The organism is Thalassospira alkalitolerans, from assembly GCF_002115745.1.
Taxonomy (GTDB): Bacteria; Pseudomonadota; Alphaproteobacteria; order Rhodospirillales; family Thalassospiraceae; genus Thalassospira; species Thalassospira alkalitolerans.
Genome location: NZ_JFKB01000002.1, coordinates 271125 through 292803, shown reverse-complemented (window position 1 = coordinate 292803; position 21679 = coordinate 271125). Strand labels below are relative to the sequence as shown.

The 21679-nt window shown below is 54.3% G+C and carries 16 protein-coding genes; 4 read left to right on the top strand and 12 right to left on the bottom strand.

The window, feature by feature from the left end:
- The first annotated feature begins 10 nt into the window (after positions 1-10).
- Complete coding sequence (locus tag TALK_RS04310) at positions 11-787, top strand: phosphodiesterase (protein ID WP_085616217.1); 777 nt, start codon at positions 11-13, stop codon at positions 785-787.
- Here the strand turns inward: TALK_RS04310 and queG are convergent.
- The 10 genes from queG to TALK_RS04260 form a co-directional block, all read right to left on the bottom strand.
- Positions 784-1944: a tRNA epoxyqueuosine(34) reductase QueG gene (gene queG / locus TALK_RS04305; RefSeq protein WP_085616215.1), complete on the bottom strand. Its 1161-nt coding sequence runs from the start codon at positions 1942-1944 to the stop codon at positions 784-786. The two genes, TALK_RS04310 and queG, sit on opposite strands and share 4 nt — an antisense overlap.
- Positions 1945-2058: 114 nt before the next feature.
- On the bottom strand, positions 2059-4575 hold the full coding sequence (locus TALK_RS04300; RefSeq protein ID WP_085616561.1) for a TonB-dependent siderophore receptor: 2517 nt from the start codon (positions 4573-4575) through the stop codon (positions 2059-2061).
- Positions 4576-4770: 195 nt separating this feature from the next.
- Positions 4771-5790 carry a FecR family protein gene (locus TALK_RS04295; RefSeq protein ID WP_085616214.1) on the bottom strand — a complete coding sequence of 340 codons (1020 nt, stop codon included), beginning with the start codon at positions 5788-5790 and terminating at the stop codon, positions 4771-4773.
- A 139-nt stretch (positions 5791-5929) separates the two neighbouring features.
- Positions 5930-6454 carry an RNA polymerase sigma factor gene (locus TALK_RS04290; RefSeq protein WP_085616559.1) on the bottom strand — a complete coding sequence of 175 codons (525 nt, stop codon included), beginning with the start codon at positions 6452-6454 and terminating at the stop codon, positions 5930-5932.
- A 220-nt stretch (positions 6455-6674) separates the two neighbouring features.
- A complete protein-coding gene (gene queF / locus TALK_RS04285; RefSeq protein WP_085616212.1) occupies positions 6675-7142 on the bottom strand; it encodes a preQ(1) synthase in 468 nt (155 codons plus the stop codon).
- Positions 7143-7146: 4 nt separating this feature from the next.
- On the bottom strand, positions 7147-8289 hold the full coding sequence (tgt, locus tag TALK_RS04280) for a tRNA guanosine(34) transglycosylase Tgt (RefSeq protein ID WP_085616210.1): 1143 nt from the start codon (positions 8287-8289) through the stop codon (positions 7147-7149).
- Positions 8282-9349, bottom strand: a complete 1068-nt coding sequence (gene queA, locus TALK_RS04275) for a tRNA preQ1(34) S-adenosylmethionine ribosyltransferase-isomerase QueA (protein WP_085616208.1) — start codon at positions 9347-9349, stop codon at positions 8282-8284. Before queA ends, tgt begins: the two co-directional genes overlap by 8 nt.
- Positions 9350-9442: 93 nt before the next feature.
- On the bottom strand, positions 9443-9985 hold the full coding sequence (locus TALK_RS04270; protein WP_085616206.1) for a queuosine precursor transporter: 543 nt from the start codon (positions 9983-9985) through the stop codon (positions 9443-9445).
- Between the two features lie 249 nt (positions 9986-10234).
- A complete protein-coding gene (locus TALK_RS04265; RefSeq protein ID WP_085616204.1) occupies positions 10235-11764 on the bottom strand; it encodes an inorganic phosphate transporter in 1530 nt (509 codons plus the stop codon).
- 171 nt (positions 11765-11935) lie between these two features.
- Entirely contained in the window at positions 11936-15535 is a 3600-nt protein-coding gene (locus tag TALK_RS04260) for an AsmA family protein (RefSeq protein WP_085616202.1), read from the bottom strand.
- 400 nt (positions 15536-15935) lie between these two features.
- Here TALK_RS04260 and TALK_RS04255 point away from each other — a divergent pair, with 400 nt between their 5' ends.
- Complete coding sequence (locus TALK_RS04255; RefSeq protein WP_085616557.1) at positions 15936-16772, top strand: DUF2189 domain-containing protein; 837 nt, start codon at positions 15936-15938, stop codon at positions 16770-16772.
- Between the two features lie 86 nt (positions 16773-16858).
- Here TALK_RS04255 and TALK_RS04250 read toward each other — a convergent pair whose 3' ends face one another.
- Positions 16859-17782: a DMT family transporter gene (locus TALK_RS04250; RefSeq protein ID WP_085616200.1), complete on the bottom strand. Its 924-nt coding sequence runs from the start codon at positions 17780-17782 to the stop codon at positions 16859-16861.
- Between the two features lie 152 nt (positions 17783-17934).
- On the opposite strand from TALK_RS04250, the gene TALK_RS04245 reads away from it, so the two are divergent.
- On the top strand, positions 17935-18843 hold the full coding sequence (locus TALK_RS04245) for a LysR family transcriptional regulator (protein ID WP_085616198.1): 909 nt from the start codon (positions 17935-17937) through the stop codon (positions 18841-18843).
- Positions 18840-19949, top strand: a complete 1110-nt coding sequence (locus tag TALK_RS04240; protein ID WP_085616196.1) for a lipid A deacylase LpxR family protein — start codon at positions 18840-18842, stop codon at positions 19947-19949. Before TALK_RS04245 ends, TALK_RS04240 begins: the two co-directional genes overlap by 4 nt.
- Positions 19950-20064: 115 nt before the next feature.
- Here the strand turns inward: TALK_RS04240 and TALK_RS04235 are convergent, their stop codons facing one another.
- Positions 20065-21468 (bottom strand): FAD-binding oxidoreductase, encoded by a 1404-nt coding sequence (locus TALK_RS04235; RefSeq protein WP_085616194.1) that lies wholly within the window; start codon positions 21466-21468, stop codon positions 20065-20067.
- Positions 21469-21679: the final 211 nt, after the last annotated feature.

The following is a 21679-nucleotide window of genomic DNA, read 5'->3' as shown; positions in this document are numbered from 1 at the left end:
AGGCATGCTTATGAAATTCATACATCTTTCCGACACGCATCTGCTGGCCCGCGATGATCTTTCGCGCCCGCCCCATGCCGGTGATACGCTGCGCACTGTCATTGACGAGATCAATGAATATCATGGCGATGCCGAGATTTGCGTCATTACCGGCGACATCACCCATCATGGACGGCCCGAACAGTTTGATCATGCGGTCGAGCTGTTTGCGACCCTAGAAATGCCGTTTATCATGATTCCGGGCAATCACGATAGTCGCGCGCCATTGCTGGATGCCTTTCCCGATACCCCGCATGATGACAACGGCTTTATCAATCACGGTCACACCTTTGATGGCATCCGCTTTGTGATGCTTGATACCATCGTCCCCGGCGCGCATCACGGTACAATGTGCCAAGCCCGACTGGATTGGTTAAAACACGAACTTGCCAGCCATCGAGACCTGCCAACCTTCCTGTTTATGCATCATCCGCCGCTTGAAATGGGATTGCCGTTTCTAGACTCGATCCGGATGGATGCCGATGCCGAACTGGCCGCCATCGTCCAAGACAATCCACAAATCAAACACATGTTCATGGGCCATTTGCATCGCCCCAGCACCGGTGTTTGGCAGGGAATTCCCTTTGTCGTTGGCGGCAGCAGTCAAAAGGGCGAACCGTTTGATATGCGCCACGAAAAGGAAGAAGACCTGGAAGATCGCGCGCCCTTAAAACCGATGTTTGGCATTGTCCTGACCGATCCGGCAGGCAATGTGCGCTATCACTATGAAACGGTGCAGTTCGACTAAATTACAGCGCTCGGACGGGACCATTCCGCCAGAACGACCGGATCGCTTTCGAGCTGTTCATGCCGGGCACGCAGGTCGTCAAACGCATCCGCATTGGTCAATTGCGCCAGCGCCCAAACCGCTGATCCGCGCACAAGCGGGCTTTCGTCCGTCAGCAGGTTTTCCACACGTGGTACAAGCGAGATCACCGCACTGTTGCCAACCGCGGTTAAGACATTGCGCAGAAATTTGGCCCGCCCGATCCGCTTGATCGGTGATCCGGTAAAGAAAGTCCGAAATGCCGCGTCATCAAGATCAAGAAAATCAGCCAGCCTTGGCGCGGTCAGTTCAGCGCGCGGGATAAACGCCAATTCCTGTGTTCGGCTGGCGAATTTATTCCACGGGCAGACCGCCAGACAATCATCACAGCCATAAATCCGATTGCCCATCGCACGACGGAACTCGATCGGGATCAGGCCATCATGTTCGATCGTCAGATACGAAATGCATTTGCGCGCATCAAGCTTGTAGGGGGCAGGGAAAGCATCGGTAGGACAAGCCGACAAACAATTGGAACAAGACCCGCAATGATCGATTTCCGGTTCCGCCAGATCAAATTCAAGGGTGGTAAAAACCTCGCCCAGAAAAAGCCAACTACCATATTCACGCGATACCAGATTGGTATGCTTACCCTGCCAGCCAATGCCCGCCGCCTGCCCCAATGGTTTTTCCAGAACCGGTGCCGTGTCGACAAAAACCTTAACCTGTTCGCCGCCCACGCCTGATTTCTGCGCCTGTTCGATCATCCAGCGCGCCAGTTGTTTCAGACGTTTTTTGATCAAATCGTGATAATCACGGTTCTTGGCATAGACCGAAATCATCGCCCGGTCCGGATGATCCAAAAGCGTCAGGGGATTTTCCGCCGGGCCATAGTTGGACCCCAGAACAATCACAGATTTGACCTCGGGCCACAGCACCTTGGGGTCACGGCGGCGCGGCAAGCGTTCCGGATCATTCATCCAGTCCATGGTGCCGTATTCGGCCCCGGCGACGAATTCATCCAACCGTCGCTGATTGCGTTCGTCAATCTGCGGGCGCGCCACACCACAAACATCAAAGCCGATTTCACGGGCTTTGGCCTGAAGGTCTTCAAAGGTGATGGCAGCAACAACCGTCATGGCGGAATTTCTGGTTCAATTTGTTCTCTCTCTGTGCTGCCTTATATAGGTTTGTCGCCGAAACGCAAAAGGCCGTGGCGCAATGCCACGGCCTTTTGACGCAATTGCCAAAATTTAGAACTTGTAACGCAACGTGCCAAGGATCGACCGTTCTGCCCCATAGTAACAGTTCGCCAGCGTATAGCAGGATGCGATGTATTCTTCGTCCAGCAGGTTGTTCACATTCAAACGGAAATCAAGGTTTTCCAGCCCGACATGCGCCAAATCATAATTCAGCGCAAAATCAAGAACCGCATAATCGGGAACTTTTTGCGTATTCACCGCATTGGCCCAGGTTTCGCCGACATAACGCACGCCAGCCCCCAGTCCAAGCCCGTTCAGCGCACCTGACATGAACTGATAATGGCCCCACAATGACGCCATGTGTTCGGGAACCTGCATCGGCTGCTTGCCATCCTTGCTGTCGCCCGGTGCATCATATTGCGCATCGGTAAAGGTATAGCTTGCAATCACATTGATGTTTTCGCTGATTTTCCCGCGTGCTTCAAGTTCAAGCCCCCGGCTTTCAATCGATCCCGCCGGGTCATAGGCAAGGGTGCCAGAGTTATAAAGCGCGACATTGTCCTGATTGATATTAAAGACCGCCGCACTCAATATCGTCTCGCTGCCGTTCGGCTGGAATTTAATCCCCGCTTCGTATTGGCGGCCCTCGGTCGGTTCAATCGGATCCCCGTTCGCATCGTTATACAGGCTGGGATCAAAGGATTCTGAATAGTTGATATAGGGCGCAATGCCATTATCAAAAAGATAAAGCAATCCCGCACGCTTTGTTAGCTTGTCGCGATCCTGCCCCGTGCTGGCATTGGTCAGACGGTTCAGGTTTGTTGTTTCCAGCCAATCCTGACGCAGGCCAAGTGACAAACGCCAATTTTCATAGGCCAATTGATCCTGAACATAGACCCCCGTCTGGTCGAGTTCCTTGGTGTTTTTGCGATACGGCGCCCCGAAAGTCACCCCGGAACCACTGTAAACCGGGTTAAAGGCATCAATATTGGATGCCGTCTGATACCAGTGATTGGCCCGTGCCCGGCGGTGCTGATAATCAAGCCCGGCCAAGATCGTATGATCAACCACCCCGCTTGAAAAAGCGCCTTCAAGCTGGTTATCAGAGGCCAGCGCACGCAGGGTTTCATCACCGCCATAATACGAACGCTTAAGCTCGTTGGATGTCCCTGACCAACCGGTCTGATAGACCTGATCAATATCGACACTGGAACTGAGATATCTAAGCTTGTGACGTATCGTCCAGTCCTGATCGAAATCATGTTCGAACTCGTATCCGATCATGTTCTGAACACGATCAAATTTTTCAAGATCGGGCGCACCGTCAAAGAAATCCCGCGAAATATATTGTCCGTTTCTGGGATAAAGCGTGCCTTCGGCCGGTGATCCGTTATGCCAGCCCCCTTCGGGGTCACGTTGCAGATATGCCTGCACGGTCAAACGGGTATCATCGGTAAAATTGGCCGTTAGCGACGGGGCAAAAACATAGCGTTCTTCTTCGACATATTTAAATTGCGTATCTTGCGCATCAACCTTGCCAACCACGCGATAGGCAAGCCTGTCCCCCTCGGTCAATGGTCCGGTCACGTCAAAGGCGAATGCCCGCTGATTGCGATTGCCATAGGAAACTTCGGCCTCGGCCTTCTGTTCAAATTCCGGTGCCTTGCTTGAAAGTGCAACAAGGCCGCCCGGCGAACTGCGACCATAAAGAACCGATGCTGGCCCCTTAACAACATCTGCCCGTTCAATGAAATAGGGATCGACCTGCATCGAGCTATAGGTCGAATTATCCCCCATCATTTTCATGCCATCAAGATAGATATTATCGATGCTGTTTTCTGACAAACCCCGCATGATGATATAGTCATAACGATTGGATGCCCCGACCTGTCCGGTGAATACACCGGGGGTATATCGCACCGCTTCCATAACCGATTGCGATCCCTGATCCTTGATCTGATCGGCGGTCACGGCTGAAATCGACTGTGCTGTTTCAAGGATCGGTGTGCTGGTTTTAGTCGCCGCCCGTGACTGGGTCGCGACATAGCCCACAACCGGGCCATCCGCCCGTTCTTTCACCGCATTGGCTTCAATCCGGACCGGATCAAGAACCGTTTCACCGTCGCTGATGACTTTTTCGATGGTGATGGTGTCGTCTTCGGTAAAGCGCCAAGTATAACCCGATCCGCTTAAAAGCTGGCCAAGGGCGGCATCAACACCAAACACGCCTTTGATTGCGGGCGCAGTCAGGTTTTCCAGCCCTTCGGACGGAAAGAACAAACGCAGATTAGCCTGATCGGCAAAGCTGGTCAGTGCCCGGTCAAGCCCCTGTGCCGGGATGTTAAAATCGACCATTGTCGATTGCGCAACCTGGGTTGGACCATCCGCAACATTCAAGTTCACATTGGCAGCAAAAACCGAAACCGGTGTCACGGCAACAAAACCGGAAATCACGGTGGTCGCCGCAAGACGGCGCATCATGGTGATGCCGTTATTCCCGCCGCCCGTTAATTTCCCTACACCAGCATTCCCGGAAGTTCCCCGAACGCCACAAGCACTCAATTCCATTCGATAAGCCTTTTCGTTTGATAACCCTTTGCGAATGAAATTAAGAACCGAAATCATTCGCTGTTATCAGTAAGACGAAACCGGCCAATGCGATTTGCACCAAAAACTTTTAAAAAAAATTGGATGTCCGTCGAACACACCGGAAAACAACCGAAAATGAAGGCGCATCACCGGCGTTCGGGCGATAAAACATGCCTAATAAATGACGGCCAAAAGCGGCAGATGGGTAACGCGCGCCGATGTTGTTTGTTCAATCGATGCCAGCAACGCATTCAGATCATCGATCGCAAACACCCCGGTAACCTTAAGATCACGAAGGGCTTCCCGGGCGATCACGATCTGGCCACGCTGATAACGCGCAACTTCGCCGATCACATCCCCCAGTCTGCGCTGATTAAAAATCAGCTTGCCGCGCTGCCAACTGCCATAGGCCGCAAGATCGGCATTTTCGATGTATTCCACCTTGCCATCCCCGCGATAACGGGCTTGCTGCCCGACGGTAATGCGTCGGGTTTCATGATCACCATTAGACACATCAACAATGCCTTCCCGCACGGTAACATCGGTCACATCCCCATCCAGGCGCACGCCATAAATGGTGCCCACGGCACGCGCCTCGCCCCCGTTGGCGGAAACGACAAAGGGATGGCTGGCATCCTTGGCAACGTCAAATATCACTTCCCCGGCTTCAAGATGGATTTCGCGGCGCGGCCCGGAAAAATCCACCGAAAAAGCCGATGCCGTATTCATATGCGCCATCGATCCATCCCCCAGCACGACCGTGCGCTGTTGCCCGGTGGCGGTACTGTAATCTGCGGTCCAGCGCGCAATTGGACCGATGGCTTCCACCCCGCCCAAAATCGCAACCATCAAGATACATACCGTCGCGGCCCAAATTGCGGCTTTGCCTGCCCGGCGCATGTGTGATTTGGGGCGGGATTTGGGGAAAGACTTTCGGTGCCCTGTTATCGGCGCGGGCGCGGGCGATGCCATCGCGCCAACCGCCGCGCCGATGTCGCGATTATCGCGCCATTGCTGCGCGATTTTAGTTTCATCAATCCCGGCCAACAGGCTTCTGGCTTCGGCAACCGCGCGGGCATGATCGGGGCTTTGGGCGCACCAATCGGCAAAGCCCGCACGATCCCGCGCCGTTGCGTCGCCTGATTGCAGCATCACCAGCCATTCAATCGCCTGATCGCCAAGATCAGTCGCCACTAGCGTTCTGCCTGATTGTTGATCCGATAAGCCGGTCGTCAACACCCGATACCCCGAAACGCGTTCCTGTTTGCCCGTGCCGCAGGCTTCCTATCTTTAAGACGTTTGGCGCAGGGTAATTCCACAACAAATTTTGTCATTATTTTTCCCCCCCGCGTAAAAGTTCATCGCGGCAATGCTGCAAGGCACGGGCGATATATTTGGCAACCATGCTGTTTGATACACCTAACCGCTGTGCGATTTCGCTGTGAGACAATCCATCCACCCGAAACATCAACAATGCAGCACGGGGCTTTTCTGGCAGCTTTTGCAGTGCCTTATCAAGCAACAAAATCTGTTCACGCCCCAAAATGATGTGTTCAGGGCCGGGTTTGGGGTCGTGGATGGTGTCGGCATCTTCGCTGACATCATGATTGGCCGTGATGCGCTTTTCACGCCGCAACCAGTCAATCGCAAGGTTCCCGGCAACCCGATAGATATAGGCACGCGGATTATCGATCCCCTCGCCCGGGTCGGGCGTATCGGCGAGACGGATATAAGTATCCTGAACCACATCGGCCGCGCGTTCACAATCACCGTTCAGCTTTCGGGTCAGAAACCGGAAAAGCTGTTCGTAATTTTCCTGAAAACTTGCGATCAGAACCGATGCGCTGTTGCGCGCCATGATCTTCCCAAACACACAATTGCCAAAGCACTACAGCTCACCCTGCTGTGCGGCTGTCTTAGCAAGAAGTCCCCATCAAAACAATGAGAATAATTCGCATTGTTAATATCTATACATCTTGGTAATCCCCAGACCCCACAAAAAAACCGCCGCAGGTTTCCCCAACGACGGTCTTTTAATTTGGATCCGTTTAGTCCGGTTTGCACCGGCTCAGACCGCCCTAGCCACGCCCGCGGTACGGCGCAACGCCTTGATCGGGGATCCAGACACCATCGGGGGCCGGGCCGGTTTGGTAAAACACATCAATCGGAATGCCGCCACGCGGATACCAGTACCCGCCAATGCGCAACCATTTCGGATCAATCGTTTCCGCAATCCGTTTGCCAACTTTGACCGTGCAATCCTCGTGGAACGAGCCATGATTGCGAAATGACGTCAAAAACAGTTTCAGCGACTTGCTTTCAACCAGCCAGTCACCGGGCACATAATCAATCACCAGGTGGGCAAAATCCGGCTGGCCGGTGATCGGACAAAGCGACGTAAATTCCGGGGCGACAAACCGCACACAGTAATCCGTACCTGCCTGCGGGTTTTGCACCCGTTCCAGAACGGCTTCCTCCGGGCTTGCGGGCTGTTCGGTCGCACCGCCCAGCATGGTCAGATTGTCGTAAATGGTTTGATCCGCCATCAGATTAATCCTCGATGATCGGCATGGGATCAATATCCCCGCCTTCCTGTGCGGCATGGAAATCGCGTGCAAACGCGTCCATCCGGCCTTCGGCAATGGCTTTGCGCATGTCGGCCATCAAATCCTGATAATAGGCCAGGTTATGCCAGGTCAGCAGGACCGCGCCCAGAATTTCACCGGCTTTGATCAAGTGATGCAGATAGGCGCGCGAATATTTCGTGCAGGCCGGGCAATTACATTGGTCATCCAGCGGACGGTCATCATCGCGATGACGGCCGTTTTTAAGGTTCAGCGTCCCGCGATGGGTAAAGCCCTGTGCATTGCGCCCCGACCGGGTCGGCAATACACAGTCAAACTGATCAATCCCGCGCATCACAGCCCCGACAAGGTCAGACGGCTTGCCAACCCCCATCAGGTAACGCGGCTTATTGGCGGGCAACATATCGACACAGAAATCAAGCGTATCAAACATGATCTGCTGGCCTTCGCCAACCGCAAGGCCGCCAACCGAATGCCCCGGAAGATCAAGCTCGGTCAGCTTTTCGGAACTTTCCCGACGCAGGTTTTCAAACACGCTGCCCTGCTGAATGCCATAAAGCGCGTAACCCTCGCGGTTAACAAACGCATCCTTGGATCGCTTGGCCCAGCGCATCGACATACGCATGCTGTCTGCGGCCTGTTGCTCGGTCGCGGGGAACGGGGTGCATTCGTCAAAGGCCATGGTGATCGTCGATCCCAGCAAATGCTGGATTTCCATCGACCGTTCCGGCGATAGCGCAAATTTGCGGCCATCGATATGGCTTTTGAACGTCACGCCATCTTCAGTAATCTTGCGCAGTTTCGACAGTGACATCACCTGATACCCGCCGCTATCGGTCAGGATCGGTTTGTCCCAATTCATGAATTTATGCAGGCCGCCAAGGCGCGCAATGCGTTCTGCCCCGGGACGCAGCATCAAATGATAGGTATTGCCCAAAAGGATTTGCGCGCCGGTATCGGCCACGTTTTCGGGCAACATGCCCTTGACCGTCGCCGCCGTTCCGACCGGCATAAACGCCGGGGTATCAATCACGCCATGCGCGGTATGGATGCGCCCCAGACGGGCTTTGCCATCGGTGGCTAAAAGTTCATAACGAAATTCAGTCATCAGCTTTTTCAATCTTGCTGGCGCATTCAAGCAGGCTGCAATCGCCATAGGAATAGAAACGGTATTTGTTTTCAATCGCGTGGCCATAGGCCGTCTTCATGCGATCATACCCGGCAAAGGCCGATACCAGCATGAACAACGTCGACCGCGGCAGATGAAAATTGGTCAACAACATATCGACCGCGCGGAATTTATAACCCGGCGTGATAAAGATGTCGGTGTCGTTCTCGAACGGTTCAACCACCCCGTCTTCGCGGGCCGCACTTTCAAGCAACCGAAGTGACGTCGTCCCGACCGCAATCACCCGCCCGCCATTCGCCCGTGTTTCATTGATCAGGGTCGCGATTTCCGGCGAAATGCTGCCCCATTCAGCATGCATTTTGTGGTCATTGGTGTCATCTACCTTCACCGGCAAAAACGTTCCCGCACCAACATGCAGCGTAATCGTGCGCCGTTTGATCCCGCGCGCGTCAAGGTTCGCCAGCAATTCAGGCGTGAAATGCAACCCCGCCGTCGGCGCGGCAACCGCACCATCATGCCGGGCAAAGATCGTCTGATAATCGGATCGGTCCTGATTATCCCCGCCCTTGTCACGCCGGATATAGGGCGGCAACGGCATCACGCCATATTTTTCAAGCCCGGCAATAAGATCGGCACCTGCGACGTTAAAACGCAGCAAAACTTCGCCGCCATCTTTCTTTTCGATAACCTCGGCTTCAAAATCATCGGTGACTTTGAAAATCTCGCCAATGCGCAGCTTTCTGGCCGGTTTGGCAAAGGCACGCCATTGGGCCAAGCCTTCCTGTTTATGCAGGGTGACTTCAATCCCGGCATCCCCGCGCTTGCCAAACAGGCGGGCGGGGATCACGCGGGTATCGTTTGAAATCAAAAGATCACCGGGGCGCAGGATATCGGGCAATTCACGCACGATGCGATCCATCATACCGGCGGGGGTTTCCCCACCCGTCAGATCAAGCATACGGGCACTATCGCGCGGATTTGCCGGATGTTCGGCAATACAGTCGCGCGGCAATTCAAAATCGAACAGATCGACTTTCATCGGAAATACAGAACCTGCACTTATCAGAACAAAAAATCAGAGGGGCGCTTTATCCCCCCCCTTTGCACCATCTTATGGCGTCGGGGCGAAAAATCAGCGTGCCGGTTCCACATTTGCACGCGGTGTCACCACCGCCATCAACAGGCGGAACGGTGCCAGACAGGTCAGCGCCATAATAATCTTGGCGCTAAAATCACCCATCGCCCATGTGTCCCACGGAAGGCCCGTTCCCGCGAATGCAATCGAAAAGAACAACGTCGTATCAACCAGCGACCCGATCCCCGATGACACCAGCGGCGCTTTCCACCAGCTGGCCTGACGCAATTTGTCAAACACCGTCACGTCAAGCAACTGCGCAATCAGAAACGCCGTCCCCGATGCAAGGGCAATGCGCGTATCAGCAAAGATCAGTGACAAAACAACCGCAATAGCAAACCCGGCCAGAACCACAACACGCGCGGCCTGCGCCCCGCGGGCACGGTTGGTCAGATCGGTTACCAAAAACGCCACCGGATAGGTAAACGCCCCATAGGTCAGCCAATCGGCAAGAACACCCGGCAACGGATATTCAACCAGAATGTTCGATGCAACAACCGTGATGGCCATCGCCAGAATGCCAAAAAGGGTGGCTTTCATCGTCTTTTCCTTAATCCAACGCAGAACGCACGCATAGAAAATCTCGCGGCCCACTTTGACTGGGCGACGATTTGACACGGGTTCGATGCAATTATGTGCCGGGGTATTTACGGGTATGCATCCCGCCCGTCAAGGAAAAACGGCGGTCAGGCATGCCTGACCGCCGCTGCAGATCGCCACAAGATGCTCCGGGGAAAAAGAGGAACACCGTGCCGCGAAACTTTAATATTGCGCTTAAACCATCCGGATTTAAAGCATGATCCCGCGAATGGTGAAAAACAAAAGCGCGCCAAGAAACGCACCCGCCGGGACCGTAACCACCCAGGCGGTTGCAATCGTCACCGCATAGCGACGGCGCACCAGCAACCGTTTGTGCAATTTGTTTTCCGCACGTTCGGCCTCGAACGGGTCAAGCTGACGCAGGGCTTCGATATGCTGCTTTTGCACGTCGGTTTCAACATTATCACCGACCAGCATCGGCGCAGTTTCAATCCGGCGACGATGGCTTAGCGTTTCGCGCAGGAACCCGACACCAAACACCGCACCGACCGCAATATGCGTCGAACTGACAGGAAGCCCCAATGCAGATGCGACAATCACCGTAAGCGCGGCGGAAAGTGCCACGGTATAGGCCCGGATCGGATCAAGCTTGGTAATCTTCGACCCGACCGTTTTGATCAATTTCGGACCAAACAGGATAAGACCGGCCGAAATACCAATCGCGCCAATCACCATCACCCAGATCGGGATCGGCGCCGATGTAACGATTTCACCGCTATCAACGCCCGAAACGATGGCCGCCAACGGGCCAATCGCATTGGCAACATCGTTTGACCCATGGGCGAATGACAAAAGGGCGGCCGACACAATCAGCGGAAGACGAAACAGCGACGCAATTTCCTTGCGCCGTCCGGTCATGTCACGCGACGCATGAAAAACCGCCTTGCGCACCGGGAACAAGGTCAGGAAGAACGCGGCAACGCCAATCGCAATCACGACTGAAACATCGGCTTTCCAGATCTTTTTGATCCCCTTCATCATCAGATACATGGTGAAGGCCGATACCATCACACCGACCAAAATCGGCACCCATTTGCGCGCCGCCGCAACCCGGTTTTCGGTGTAAAGGATCTTGAATTTGATAAAGGCAAGGAAGCCTGCGGCAATCAAACCGCCCAGAACCGGTGAAATCACCCAGCTTGCGGCAATCGTGCCCATGGTCGGCCAATTGACCGCCTCAATGCCCACGGCCGCCATGCCCGCCCCCATCACGCCACCAACAATCGAATGCGTGGTCGAAACCGGCGCCCCCAACCAGGTCGCAAGGTTAAGCCAAAGGGCCGCCGCCAAAAGAGCCGCCATCATCGCCCAGACAAAGGTCTGGGGATCGGGCATCTGATTGGGATCAATAATGCCGTTCTTGATCGTGCTAACAACGTCACCCCCGGCGATAATCGCACCGGCGGCTTCGAAAATAGCTGCAATAAAAAGGGCGCCAACCATAGTTAGCGCCTTTGAACCAACAGCGGGGCCAACATTGTTGGCCACATCATTTGCGCCGATATTCAGCGCCATATACCCACCGATTACCGCCGCGGCAATCAGGAACCCGCTTTGCGGCAGTCCGCCCATATAAAGGGCGACAAACGCACTGCAGGCAAAAAGAAAGACAAGCGCAAGTCCGAGCTTAGCACTCAGGGACGCGGCCTCAACGACACCCGCATCCATGCGGCGTTGCCATTTAAGATCCTTATCCAGAGCCGTTTTCTTTGCGACCATGATCAACCGTTACTCATAAAGGGAATCGACGCGCGGATCATGTCGAAGCGCGGCCCGTTTGTTAAGGTTTTTTTGACTTTTTATGACAGTCTGGTTCACACCTCGCCGCGTACAAAAGAAAACGGCCCCGCAATGCAGGGCCGTTTACAAAGTCCAAACCTTGTCGCGAAATCAGCGACCCAGTTGATTCAAAAGACCTTTTAGAAGCCCCTTGGCCGCATCCTTGCCCGAAGTTCCTGAACCGGAACTGTCGCTGGATGACCCGCTGCCACCCAATGCCTTATCAAGAATGTTGTCCAAAATCTTGATCGCGACCTTGTCCATCTTGCCGCTAACAGCGGGGCTATCGATCTTGCCTTTGGCATAAACACTGAACGCGGGCAGTTCTTCGATTTTCTTGGAAAAATCAAAATCAGCCTGCGCATCCATCAACCATTTCGGCAAATCAAGCGTCGCATTGGCATCGGCCGTCCCGACGCGCGATACGGCATCAACCCGGGTTGTTTTGGCAATCCCGTTGGTGATCGTCATATCGGCCTCAAGCGACTGAAGCAGATCGTTATTACCAACCCCTTCAACCACCATCGCCTGCGGACCTTGTTGCAACAATGCCTGCAGGTTCAATTTCGGATCGGCGGATCGTTTATCAGCATTGCTGAACCGAACATTGTTCAGCATCAAATTGGCCGTGCCGCTTAACGCACTGACCAGCTTGCGCGATGTATTGCCCGATGCGGTAACATTAAACTTCGTCGCCGCCCCGCCAATCACCATGTCATTGGCAATCTTGATCGGCGCCAGTTTTTGAATATCGGCCCCATCCAGATTGCCTTTAAGGGCCAGTTTCGGCGTATCTGAATTGCGCGCATCAAATGTGCCATCAATCGCCAGATTACCATCGCCCAAAAGACCGGTGAATTTTTCAATGGTCAGAAGCCCGGTCACCAATGTTGCCTTCAAATCCGGCTTCATCAGGCTATAGGCATCAAAATCAAGCTGATCCAGCACCACCGAAATAGTGGCATCAATCGACCGAAGGGCCGATACATCAATCACCGTATCGTCCCACGGCGTGCCGTCACGGGCATCAACCGTGGTCACCTTCATGGTTTTTGGCATATTAAACGCCGCCCGGCGCAATCCGCTGCCACCTTGCGGCATCAAACCGGCACGTTTGGCCGCTGGCACAAACGGATCAACGTCAAGTGTCCCACCCGAAAGCGACACCGCCAGTTTTGGCTGTGCGCCACTGGCGTTAAAATCAACATTGCCCTTGGTTTCAAACGGACCAACACCAAACTTGGCGATCGACAACGCGATGTTTGTCGCATTGCCCTTGATCGTACTGTCAATTGCCAAACGTCCCAGATTGCCCGACGGCTCGTAAGTCGGGGCGACCAATGGCAACAAACGGTTCAGGCTGGATGCCTGCATTACAAGTTTGCCATCAATCCCCGGCGCCGCGCCCAACAAGTCCTGCAACACACCGTTTATGGCCAATTGCATCAACGGGTTGGAAACGTCGAGATCAAGTTTCGGACCGGTAATCGGGCCGTTCAGACCGACATTGGCCTGAATGCTTTTATATTGGCTGGCCGGTGCCGGAAGCGTCATGCCCGTCAGTTTCGCCAAAGGTTCCAGCGTCTGAGCCGTAACTTTCAGTTTCACCCCTTCGAATGCCGGAATTTTGGCATCGCCGCGGAACACACCACTGGCACTGGCCGAAAGCCCGGCCGCATTGGCAACGGCAAAGTTATTTAGTTTGATCTGCGCGCCGTTCAGGCTGCCATCAATGGCGATGCCCTTGATCGACACACCCGACGAAATGATTTCATCGGCCGCCAAACGATAATTCGCCGCCAGCCCGTCAAGCGGTGCCAACGCATCCTTGATCGTTTTGATCATTGCATCGCTGCCCGATACCGGACCCGATGCCGCTTTGCCCGCATCCGAACCACCCGACGCTGTGCCCGAACCTGTGGTCGCAGAACCACCACTTGATGTGGACGAAGCCCCATCCCCATTCGCAGCAACCGGTGCCGTCGGGATATATTGATCCAAATTGATACGATCCAGCTTCAAACCAATACCAAGTGCCGGAAGCCCATCACCGCTCAGATTGGCGACAATGGCACCGCGAATGGCGGTATCATCAATGCGCAGATCCAAATCGGAAATATCAAGCTTGTCCTGCGTGCCCTTGATCCCACCGGTCAGCGAGAACCGGCGCAAACGGTCTGCACGGATGCCATCAACATCAACGCCAAGCCACCGCGCAACCGCCCGGATGTTATCCGATGCCACTTCGTATGAAAGCGCGGCACTGGGTTTTGGGCCACTGCCTGAAATGCTGCCAAATACCGAAACATCGGTCCCGCCCGGAAGATCGGCCGAGACTTCGTTTAAGGTGATCTTGCTATTGGCAATCGCCGCATTGACGCGCGCATTATGGATCGGGGTCTGATTGTAAATCAGGGTTTCAACTTCGAAATCAATCGCCGCTGTCAGATCAGCCGGGATCATCGGCCCATTGGCTGCGGATTTTGTGCCACCCTGTGACGGGATCGACTGCCCGCTATCACCATTTTCCGGTGCCGATGTAGCGTTGCCATCACCGTTGTTTGTCGTTGCGTCATTACCACCGGCCGGTGCCGCAGCACCCTCGCCCATATGGGTCAGGACCAGAATTGAATCAAGATCAAGCTGGTTGAAACGCAGCGCCACATCGGCCCGCATTTTCGGTTCCTGATCAATCGCAATCGCGCCAGAACCGCGTGTTTCACCAAACCGGATCGACAAATCATTGATCGTCACTGATTTGGCATTGGCGGCAATCTGCCCGCCCAGATTAAACGGCTTGGCGGCAATATCGGGGATATCCGCCCCTTCGCCTGCAATGCGCATTGCGGCTTCGCGCAGATCGTTGAAATTGCCATCAATCTGGCCGTTAAAGCCCGGATACTCCGCCGAAAGATCGACCTGACCGCTGAGGCTGATACCGCCATCAACCTTGTCGATGCCAAGTCTCAGGCCAATCGGAAACGGTCCGGTCTGACTGATCTGGCCAACATTGAAATTAAACGTCAGTGGAATGCCGCGATAAAACACATAGCCTTCGCCGTCCGCCGGACCATTCAGGCTGTCAGCCGAAACACCAAGGGTCAATCCTTCGATCCGTTCCGTGCTGCCCGGTGCATGATACACGATGGTGGCATTTTCGATTTCCAGACGATCAATCTGGATCGTGCTGGCCAAATCCGATGATCCGGCATCGCCTGCCGGTTCTGCCGGGGGAGCGGTTTCCGATGCAGCCGGTTCGCTATCTGTGCCAGATTGAGGATTGGCAATGGTGCCGGCATCCGGGCCGGAACGGGTTGCCTGTGCCGGATCAAACACCAGATTGTTGCTGCCGTCGGTAAAGCTTTCGATGGAAATCACCGGATCGATCAGGCTGATTTTCGTCACCTGCACATTGCCGGTCAAAAGCGGCATCAGGGCGACCGCAACACGGACTTCTTCGACCGTGACCATTTCCGCGTCCTGTGCGCCTGCCAGATTGCTCAGCGCGACCTTTTCAACCGACAAGGCCGGGAACGGCAACAGCGACATCGAAAGATCGCCGTTAATGTCAAGATTACGACCGGTTGCATCATGCACCGCCTGGGTGATTTGCGGCTTATAGCCATTCCAGTCAATCAGCGATGGAATGACCAATAGCGCCGCAATGACCACGACCAGAATGGCACCAATCACAGCAATGATCTTTTTCAACAATCCGGCTCCGCTTTTTACTTGGCACCCGGGGAACACGTCGTTCCGCACGGTGCAATGTTATGATTTGATTCCAACAGCATATGGTTCGTACCGCTACTCGCAACAGAAAATGGCAATAAATTGGTTGTTATGACCATTTACGCGCATTGCCCCCGATTAAGCAGGTCATCATATCCATTTGGGTCCAATGCATTTGTAATCAACCAGTCTCCGGTGGAAAGTCCACCTTCAGATTGAATATATAAAATACAGATCAAAATTCAGGATCACATTTAACACAGCAGATGCTGGCAATTATCGCGGAGAATGATAGAGTTATTAAAAATAAAAATACAATCAGGACTTTAAAGGCTGCGCGAAGGCCACCTTCAAAACAAGGTGCAGGGAGAGGATGCAAATGACCGAGACCACAACAAAACAACCAACCAGTCCCGTCAACGGACTGCCACAAGGCATTACCATCCGCAACGTAACCAGCGACCAATCGGGAAAATGGCTGGAAGCAGGCTGGCGGGATTTTAAACGGACCCCGGCAATCGGGCTGGCCTATGGCGGGCTTTGCGTCGTGGCAGGTTACCTTATCCTGCTTAGTCTGTTTCAATCGGGGCAACCCTATCTGACGCTGCCACTTGGGGCGGGCTTCATGCTACTCGCCCCGGTGATCGCCGTCGGACTTTATGAAACCAGCCGCCGCCTTGAAATGGGCGAAAATGTCACCCTTTGGCACAGTTTGAACGGGTTTCGCCGCAACCCCGGCCAACTTGGCGCCATTGGCGTTGTCCTGATGCTGTTTTTCCTGGCATGGACGCGCATTGCGATGTTGCTGTTTGCCCTGTTTTATAACGGGTCGATGCCATCCCTTGATGTGCTGGTCTGGGAAACCTTCTTCTCGCGCGATGCCATCAGTTTCCTGATCACCGGCACCATTCTTGGCGGCGTTTTGGCCGTCATCGTGTTTGCCATCACGGTGGTATCGATCCCGCTTTTGGTGGATCGCGATATCGATGTCATCACCGCCCTGATTATAAGCGTTGCGGCATTCCGTAAAAACTGGCGGGTTTTGACCGGCTGGGCGGCAATGATTGCCGTGATGGCCGCATGCGGCATGGTGGTCTTTTTATTGGGTCTGGCAATTATGATGCCGCTTTTGGGCTATTCAAGCTGGCATGCCTATCGCGGGCTGATCGATACCGAAAACGCCGAAGCACGCCGGTTGCGACGCGCGGTTCCGTAATCACCGCCAAACGATCCGCAACCCAACACAAAACGCCGCCCTGTCCGGGGCGGCGTTTTTCGTGGAGAAAATCATAATGATCCAAATTACCGCGTTGCCGCCCCTTGCGCCTTCGCGGACTGGGCCGGGCCAGAAGCCGGACGGACAAGAAAAGTCCCGGCAACAACACACCCCAATGTCACAATCAATTCCAAACGCAATGTTTCGCCCAACAACAATGTTCCCCCGGCAAGACTTGTCAGGGCCATCACATAACCAATCTGGCTTAGGAACACCGGACCGGCCACACGCTGCAATTCGAAATGACAAATATACATCAGGCTGCCGACCGCCATCTGCACCGCAATGATCAACCACGCCGCCCCGCTATCGATATCGGGCACATGCAATTGATCGCGGCCGGTTTCAAACATCAGGCATAAAACCGCACTGGCTAACATCATCCCCGATGCCAGCGTCAATGGCGACGCCCCTTTGGGCCAGGCAACCGTGCGATAAACATTGCCAATCGCCAGACTGACCGGGATCAGGGCCGCAACCAAAAGATAGCCCAAAAGGGTACTGTCAGGTGCTGTGATCTGCGGAAGATAAAGGAACAACACCCCGCAAAAGCCGACCATCAATCCCATCAAACGTTTGAACTGTGCCGTTTCAATTCCGATCCCCATCGAAATCAAATAAGTCATCAACGGTGGCAATGCTGTAAACACACCGGCCATTGATGCCCCGATAATAGGGACCATGAAATACCCAAGCCCCATCGGGAATGCCAGACTGACCAACCCCGCCAAAAAGTAATAGCGGATATAATCCCACCGCAGCGGCGGCAATCCACCGCGCAGTGCGGCAAGCATGCCCAACACCAATCCGGCACCAAGACATTGCCAGAACAAATACGACAGGGGCGGAATACCTTCCTGTGCGCCGATTTTGGCAAGCAGGATCGAACTGCCGCCCATAAAACCGGCACCAATCAGCAATAAAACGGGCTTAACCCAAGTGGGGCGCATTGATGTAGTCCTTCCTCTGGCCTGCGATATCACCGCACAGGCAATAACGATTTTCCCGACCGTAGCACAAGATTACCAGTCGATCTTACCGGTATTTGATCGTAGTTTGTTTCCAAATTGGAAATTATTACGCGATCTAAAAGGAACTCATCATGGACCGCCTGCGCGCATTGGAATGTTTTCGCAAGATCGCCGAACGTGGCACATTTGCCGCCGCCGCCCGTGAACTCAACATGACGCCCGGCACGATCACCAAACATATCAACGAACTTGAAGATCAGCTTGGCGTTCAATTGATTGCACGCACCACGCGCCGTATGAGTTTGACCGAAGCTGGCGAAACCTATCTTGCGCGCATTACCGGCATTCTTGATGACATGACCGATGCCGACGAAACCGTGCGCGACTTAAATGATGGTCCGCGCGGGCGCGTTCGTATTGCCGCCCCGATGGGCTTTGGCTTGATGCAACTATCACCGATGATTGCCGAAATGATTGATACCTATCCTGACCTGTCAATCGAACTTGAACTGAATGACAAGATGGTCGACATCGTCGACAAAGGGTTCGACATTGCCCTTCGGGTGCGTGAATCCTTGCCTAATTCAAGCCTCATTGCCCGGCGATTATGCGGTTATTCCAGAGTCTTATGTGCAAGTCCCGCCTATCTTGCCAAATCCGCCCCGCTTGAAACCCCCGAGGATCTGTTGAACCATAATTGTCTTATTTACACCAATGATCGCCGACCGGGGCTTTGGGCCTTTTCCGATGGTGAAACGGATCGCAGCGTTCAGGTCAAAGGACGCTTTTACGTCAACAGCAGCCTTGCGAAACGCGATGCACTGCTGCAAGGTTGCGGGATAACCTTAACACCGCGACTGGTGGTCGAAGATTTGCTTGCCGATGGCCGACTTGTCAGCGTGCTTGACAATTTCGCCCCGCGCGCGCTTGGTCTTTTCGCGGTATGTGCACCGCAACGTCATAAACTGCGTAAGATAAGAACCGTGATTGATTTCATGGTCCAAAAATTACGGTCAAATAACGAACAGAACATCCAATGACATCGCCCATATCGCCCAAAACCATTCTGCCCCGTTTTCCGGTCCTTCGCCCGCTGTCGCTGGCCATGCTTGGCCTTGTGACCCTTGGCGACACGCTTGCCCATGCCCAGCAGGATACGGCCAAAGGCCCACAATCCATGCGGACCCCGGATGATAAATGGGGGGTGTCACTGTCGGTTGAAAACGATCTGTTCACCAAAAACAATCAGGACCAGCACTACACCAATGGCGTAAGACTGGCCTTTATCTCCCCCGAAGACAGCGCCCCCGAGCCGGTTCTCAGTGCGGCCAAAGCGGTGCCGTTCTTCGCCTCGAACGGGCGGATCCGCACCAGCTATGCGCTGGGGCAAAGCATGTATACCCCCAACGACATCACCATTGCCGAAAATCAGCCCAATGACCGCCCATGGGCCGGATTGCTGTATGGCAGTGTCGGGCTTCTGTCCGATACTGGGTTACAGCGCGAAGACGAAGGAAATTATTCCCGGATCGACACGCTGGAATTGACCCTTGGCGTGGTCGGCCCCGCATCCCTTGCCGAAGATACCCAGAAATTCGTGCACGAATATATCGACAGCCCGGATCCCAAAGGCTGGGACAATCAGATTAAAAACGAACCGATCGTCGGTCTGACCTATGAACGTAAATATCGCAGTTGGTTCGAAGGCGATGTTCTGGGCCTTGAATATGATGCCACGCCGCACGGCGGTTTCATGCTGGGCAATGCCTTTACCAATGCTGAACTCGGCACCATGTTCCGGCTTGGCTTTGATCTGCCTGCCGATTACGGCCCGCCGCGCATCCGGCCCAGCCTGCCAGGATCTGATTTCTTTGCCCCCAACACCCAAAGTTTCCCGGTTGGTGGCTATTTGTTTGCCGGTGTTGCCGGACGCTGGGTGCTGCGCGACATCACCCTTGATGGCAACACCTTCGCCAACAGCCATTCGATTGACAAGGAACCGTTGGTCGGTGATCTGCAAATCGGTTTTGCCGTCATCGTCGGGCAGGCGCGCTTTACCTACACCCATGTTTATCGTACTGCCGAATTTGAAGGCCAGGATAAGGGCGACCAATTCGGATCGCTATCGCTTTCCGTCCGGTTCTGATCCTGAAAACCTGTTAAAACCCGGCGATACATTCCTGCAATGAAAACGGGCCCCACCGGGACCCGTTATTCATTTTTGTATCACCAAGACACGATCATCAAAGCAATCTGACCGATCAAAGACCCGGGATCAGTTTTCCCGGATTCATCAGGCCCTTGGGATCAATTGCTGATTTGATGCTACGCATCAATGCAATCGTATCCGGGCCATGTTCGGCTTCCATGAAGTCAAGCTTGCCATAGCCGATGCCGTGCTCCCCGGTGCATGTCCCGCCCAGTTTCAGCGCGCGTTCGACCATGCGATCGTGCAGGCGTTTGGCTTCTGCCATCTGACCGGCATCATTCGGGTCCAGCAGGATCAAGGTATGGAAATTACCATCGCCAACATGACCAACAATCGTGCAGGTCAACGGGCTGGCATCGCAATCAGCCCGCGTTTCACGGATTGCTTCGGCCAGTTTGGAAATCGGCACGCAGACATCGGTCGGCATACCCGCCTTGCCCGGTTCAAGCTGAAGCGATGCGTAATATGCCTTGTGCCGTGCGGCCCATAATTTATTGCGGTCTTCTTGACGGGTCGCCCACTGAAATTCCTCGGCGCCAAATTCCTCGGCCACCGATTGCACGAATTCTGCCTGTTCCTTGACCCCGGCGTCGGTGCCATGGAATTCAAAGAACAGCGTCGGCGCTTCCTTGTGATCGGTTTTGGAATAATTGTTGATCGCGCGAATTTGCATTTCATCCAAAAATTCAATCCGCGCCACCGGAATACCGGCCTGAATGGTCAGGATCACGGTATCAACGGCGGCATCAACAGATGGAAATACGCAAACGGCGGCCGACATGGCTTCGGGGATGCCATACAGCTTCAACCCGATTTCCGTAATCACGCCAAGTGTGCCTTCGGAACCGACAAACAGCCGGGTCAAATCATAACCCGCCGATGATTTGCGCGCCCGGTTGGCAGTCTTGATGATTTTACCATCCGGCGTCACCACCGTCAGGTTCAAAACATTTTCGCGCATGGTGCCATAACGCACTGCATTGGTCCCCGATGCCCGTGTTGCGGTCATGCCACCAATGGATGCATTCGCCCCCGGATCAATCGGAAAAAACAAACCGGTATCGCGCAGATGATCATTTAACTGTTCGCGCGTCACCCCGGCCTGTACCCGGCAATCAAGGTCTTCGTTGTGAACCTCAAGGATCGCATCCATCCGCGACAGATCAATGCAAATCCCGCCGCGAAGGGCGGCAACATGCCCTTCAAGCGACGACCCGGTACCAAACGGCACAATCGGCACATTCTGGGCCGCACACAGCTTAACAACCTCGGCGACTTCTTCGGTCGAGGTTGCAAACACCACCGCATCGGGCGGCGATGATGCGTGCCAGCTTTCATCCTTGCCATGCTGTTCAAGCACGGCCGCCGCCGTCGACAGCCGATCCCCCAGCATCTCGCGCAATCGCGCAATCAGGTCTGTGGGGGTTTCAATGCGTTGATACTGACGATCCGACATGGGCTTCCTCTTCGTTCCGGGTCTTGATCCCGGGGCCTTGCCAGCCCCGACGGGGCAATACCCTTGGGTGGCGTTCCGGCAAGCCGACCGACAATACGAATGTGGGGACCGGCGGGCTGCCTTGTAATGTTCTGCCCACCCTAATCCGCCAGACGCAAAATTGGTATTACCTTTTAACCCTTAGACGCAAAAAACCGCCCATGACACCACG

Bases quoted from the DNA above. Each gene is read 5' to 3' on its own strand.
- TALK_RS04250 (WP_085616200.1), bottom strand. From the start codon at position 17,782: ATGCGCCCCACTTGGGTTAAGCCCGTTTTATTGCTGATTGGTGCCGGT.
- TALK_RS04270 (WP_085616206.1), bottom strand. From the start codon at position 9,985: ATGAAAGCCACCCTTTTTGGCATTCTGGCGATGGCCATCACGGTTGTT.
- TALK_RS04235 (WP_085616194.1), bottom strand. From the start codon at position 21,468: ATGTCGGATCGTCAGTATCAACGCATTGAAACCCCCACAGACCTGATT.
- TALK_RS04290 (WP_085616559.1), bottom strand. From the start codon at position 6,454: ATGGCGCGCAACAGCGCATCGGTTCTGATCGCAAGTTTTCAGGAAAAT.
- queA (WP_085616208.1), bottom strand. From the start codon at position 9,349: ATGAAAGTCGATCTGTTCGATTTTGAATTGCCGCGCGACTGTATTGCC.
- TALK_RS04265 (WP_085616204.1), bottom strand. From the start codon at position 11,764: ATGGTCGCAAAGAAAACGGCTCTGGATAAGGATCTTAAATGGCAACGC.
- TALK_RS04240 (WP_085616196.1), top strand. From the start codon at position 18,840: ATGACATCGCCCATATCGCCCAAAACCATTCTGCCCCGTTTTCCGGTC.
- TALK_RS04300 (WP_085616561.1), bottom strand. From the start codon at position 4,575: ATGGAATTGAGTGCTTGTGGCGTTCGGGGAACTTCCGGGAATGCTGGT.
- TALK_RS04255 (WP_085616557.1), top strand. From the start codon at position 15,936: ATGACCGAGACCACAACAAAACAACCAACCAGTCCCGTCAACGGACTG.
- queF (WP_085616212.1), bottom strand. From the start codon at position 7,142: ATGGCGGATCAAACCATTTACGACAATCTGACCATGCTGGGCGGTGCG.
- queG (WP_085616215.1), bottom strand. From the start codon at position 1,944: ATGACGGTTGTTGCTGCCATCACCTTTGAAGACCTTCAGGCCAAAGCC.
- tgt (WP_085616210.1), bottom strand. From the start codon at position 8,289: ATGACTGAATTTCGTTATGAACTTTTAGCCACCGATGGCAAAGCCCGT.
- TALK_RS04245 (WP_085616198.1), top strand. From the start codon at position 17,935: ATGGACCGCCTGCGCGCATTGGAATGTTTTCGCAAGATCGCCGAACGT.
- TALK_RS04310 (WP_085616217.1), top strand. From the start codon at position 11: ATGAAATTCATACATCTTTCCGACACGCATCTGCTGGCCCGCGATGAT.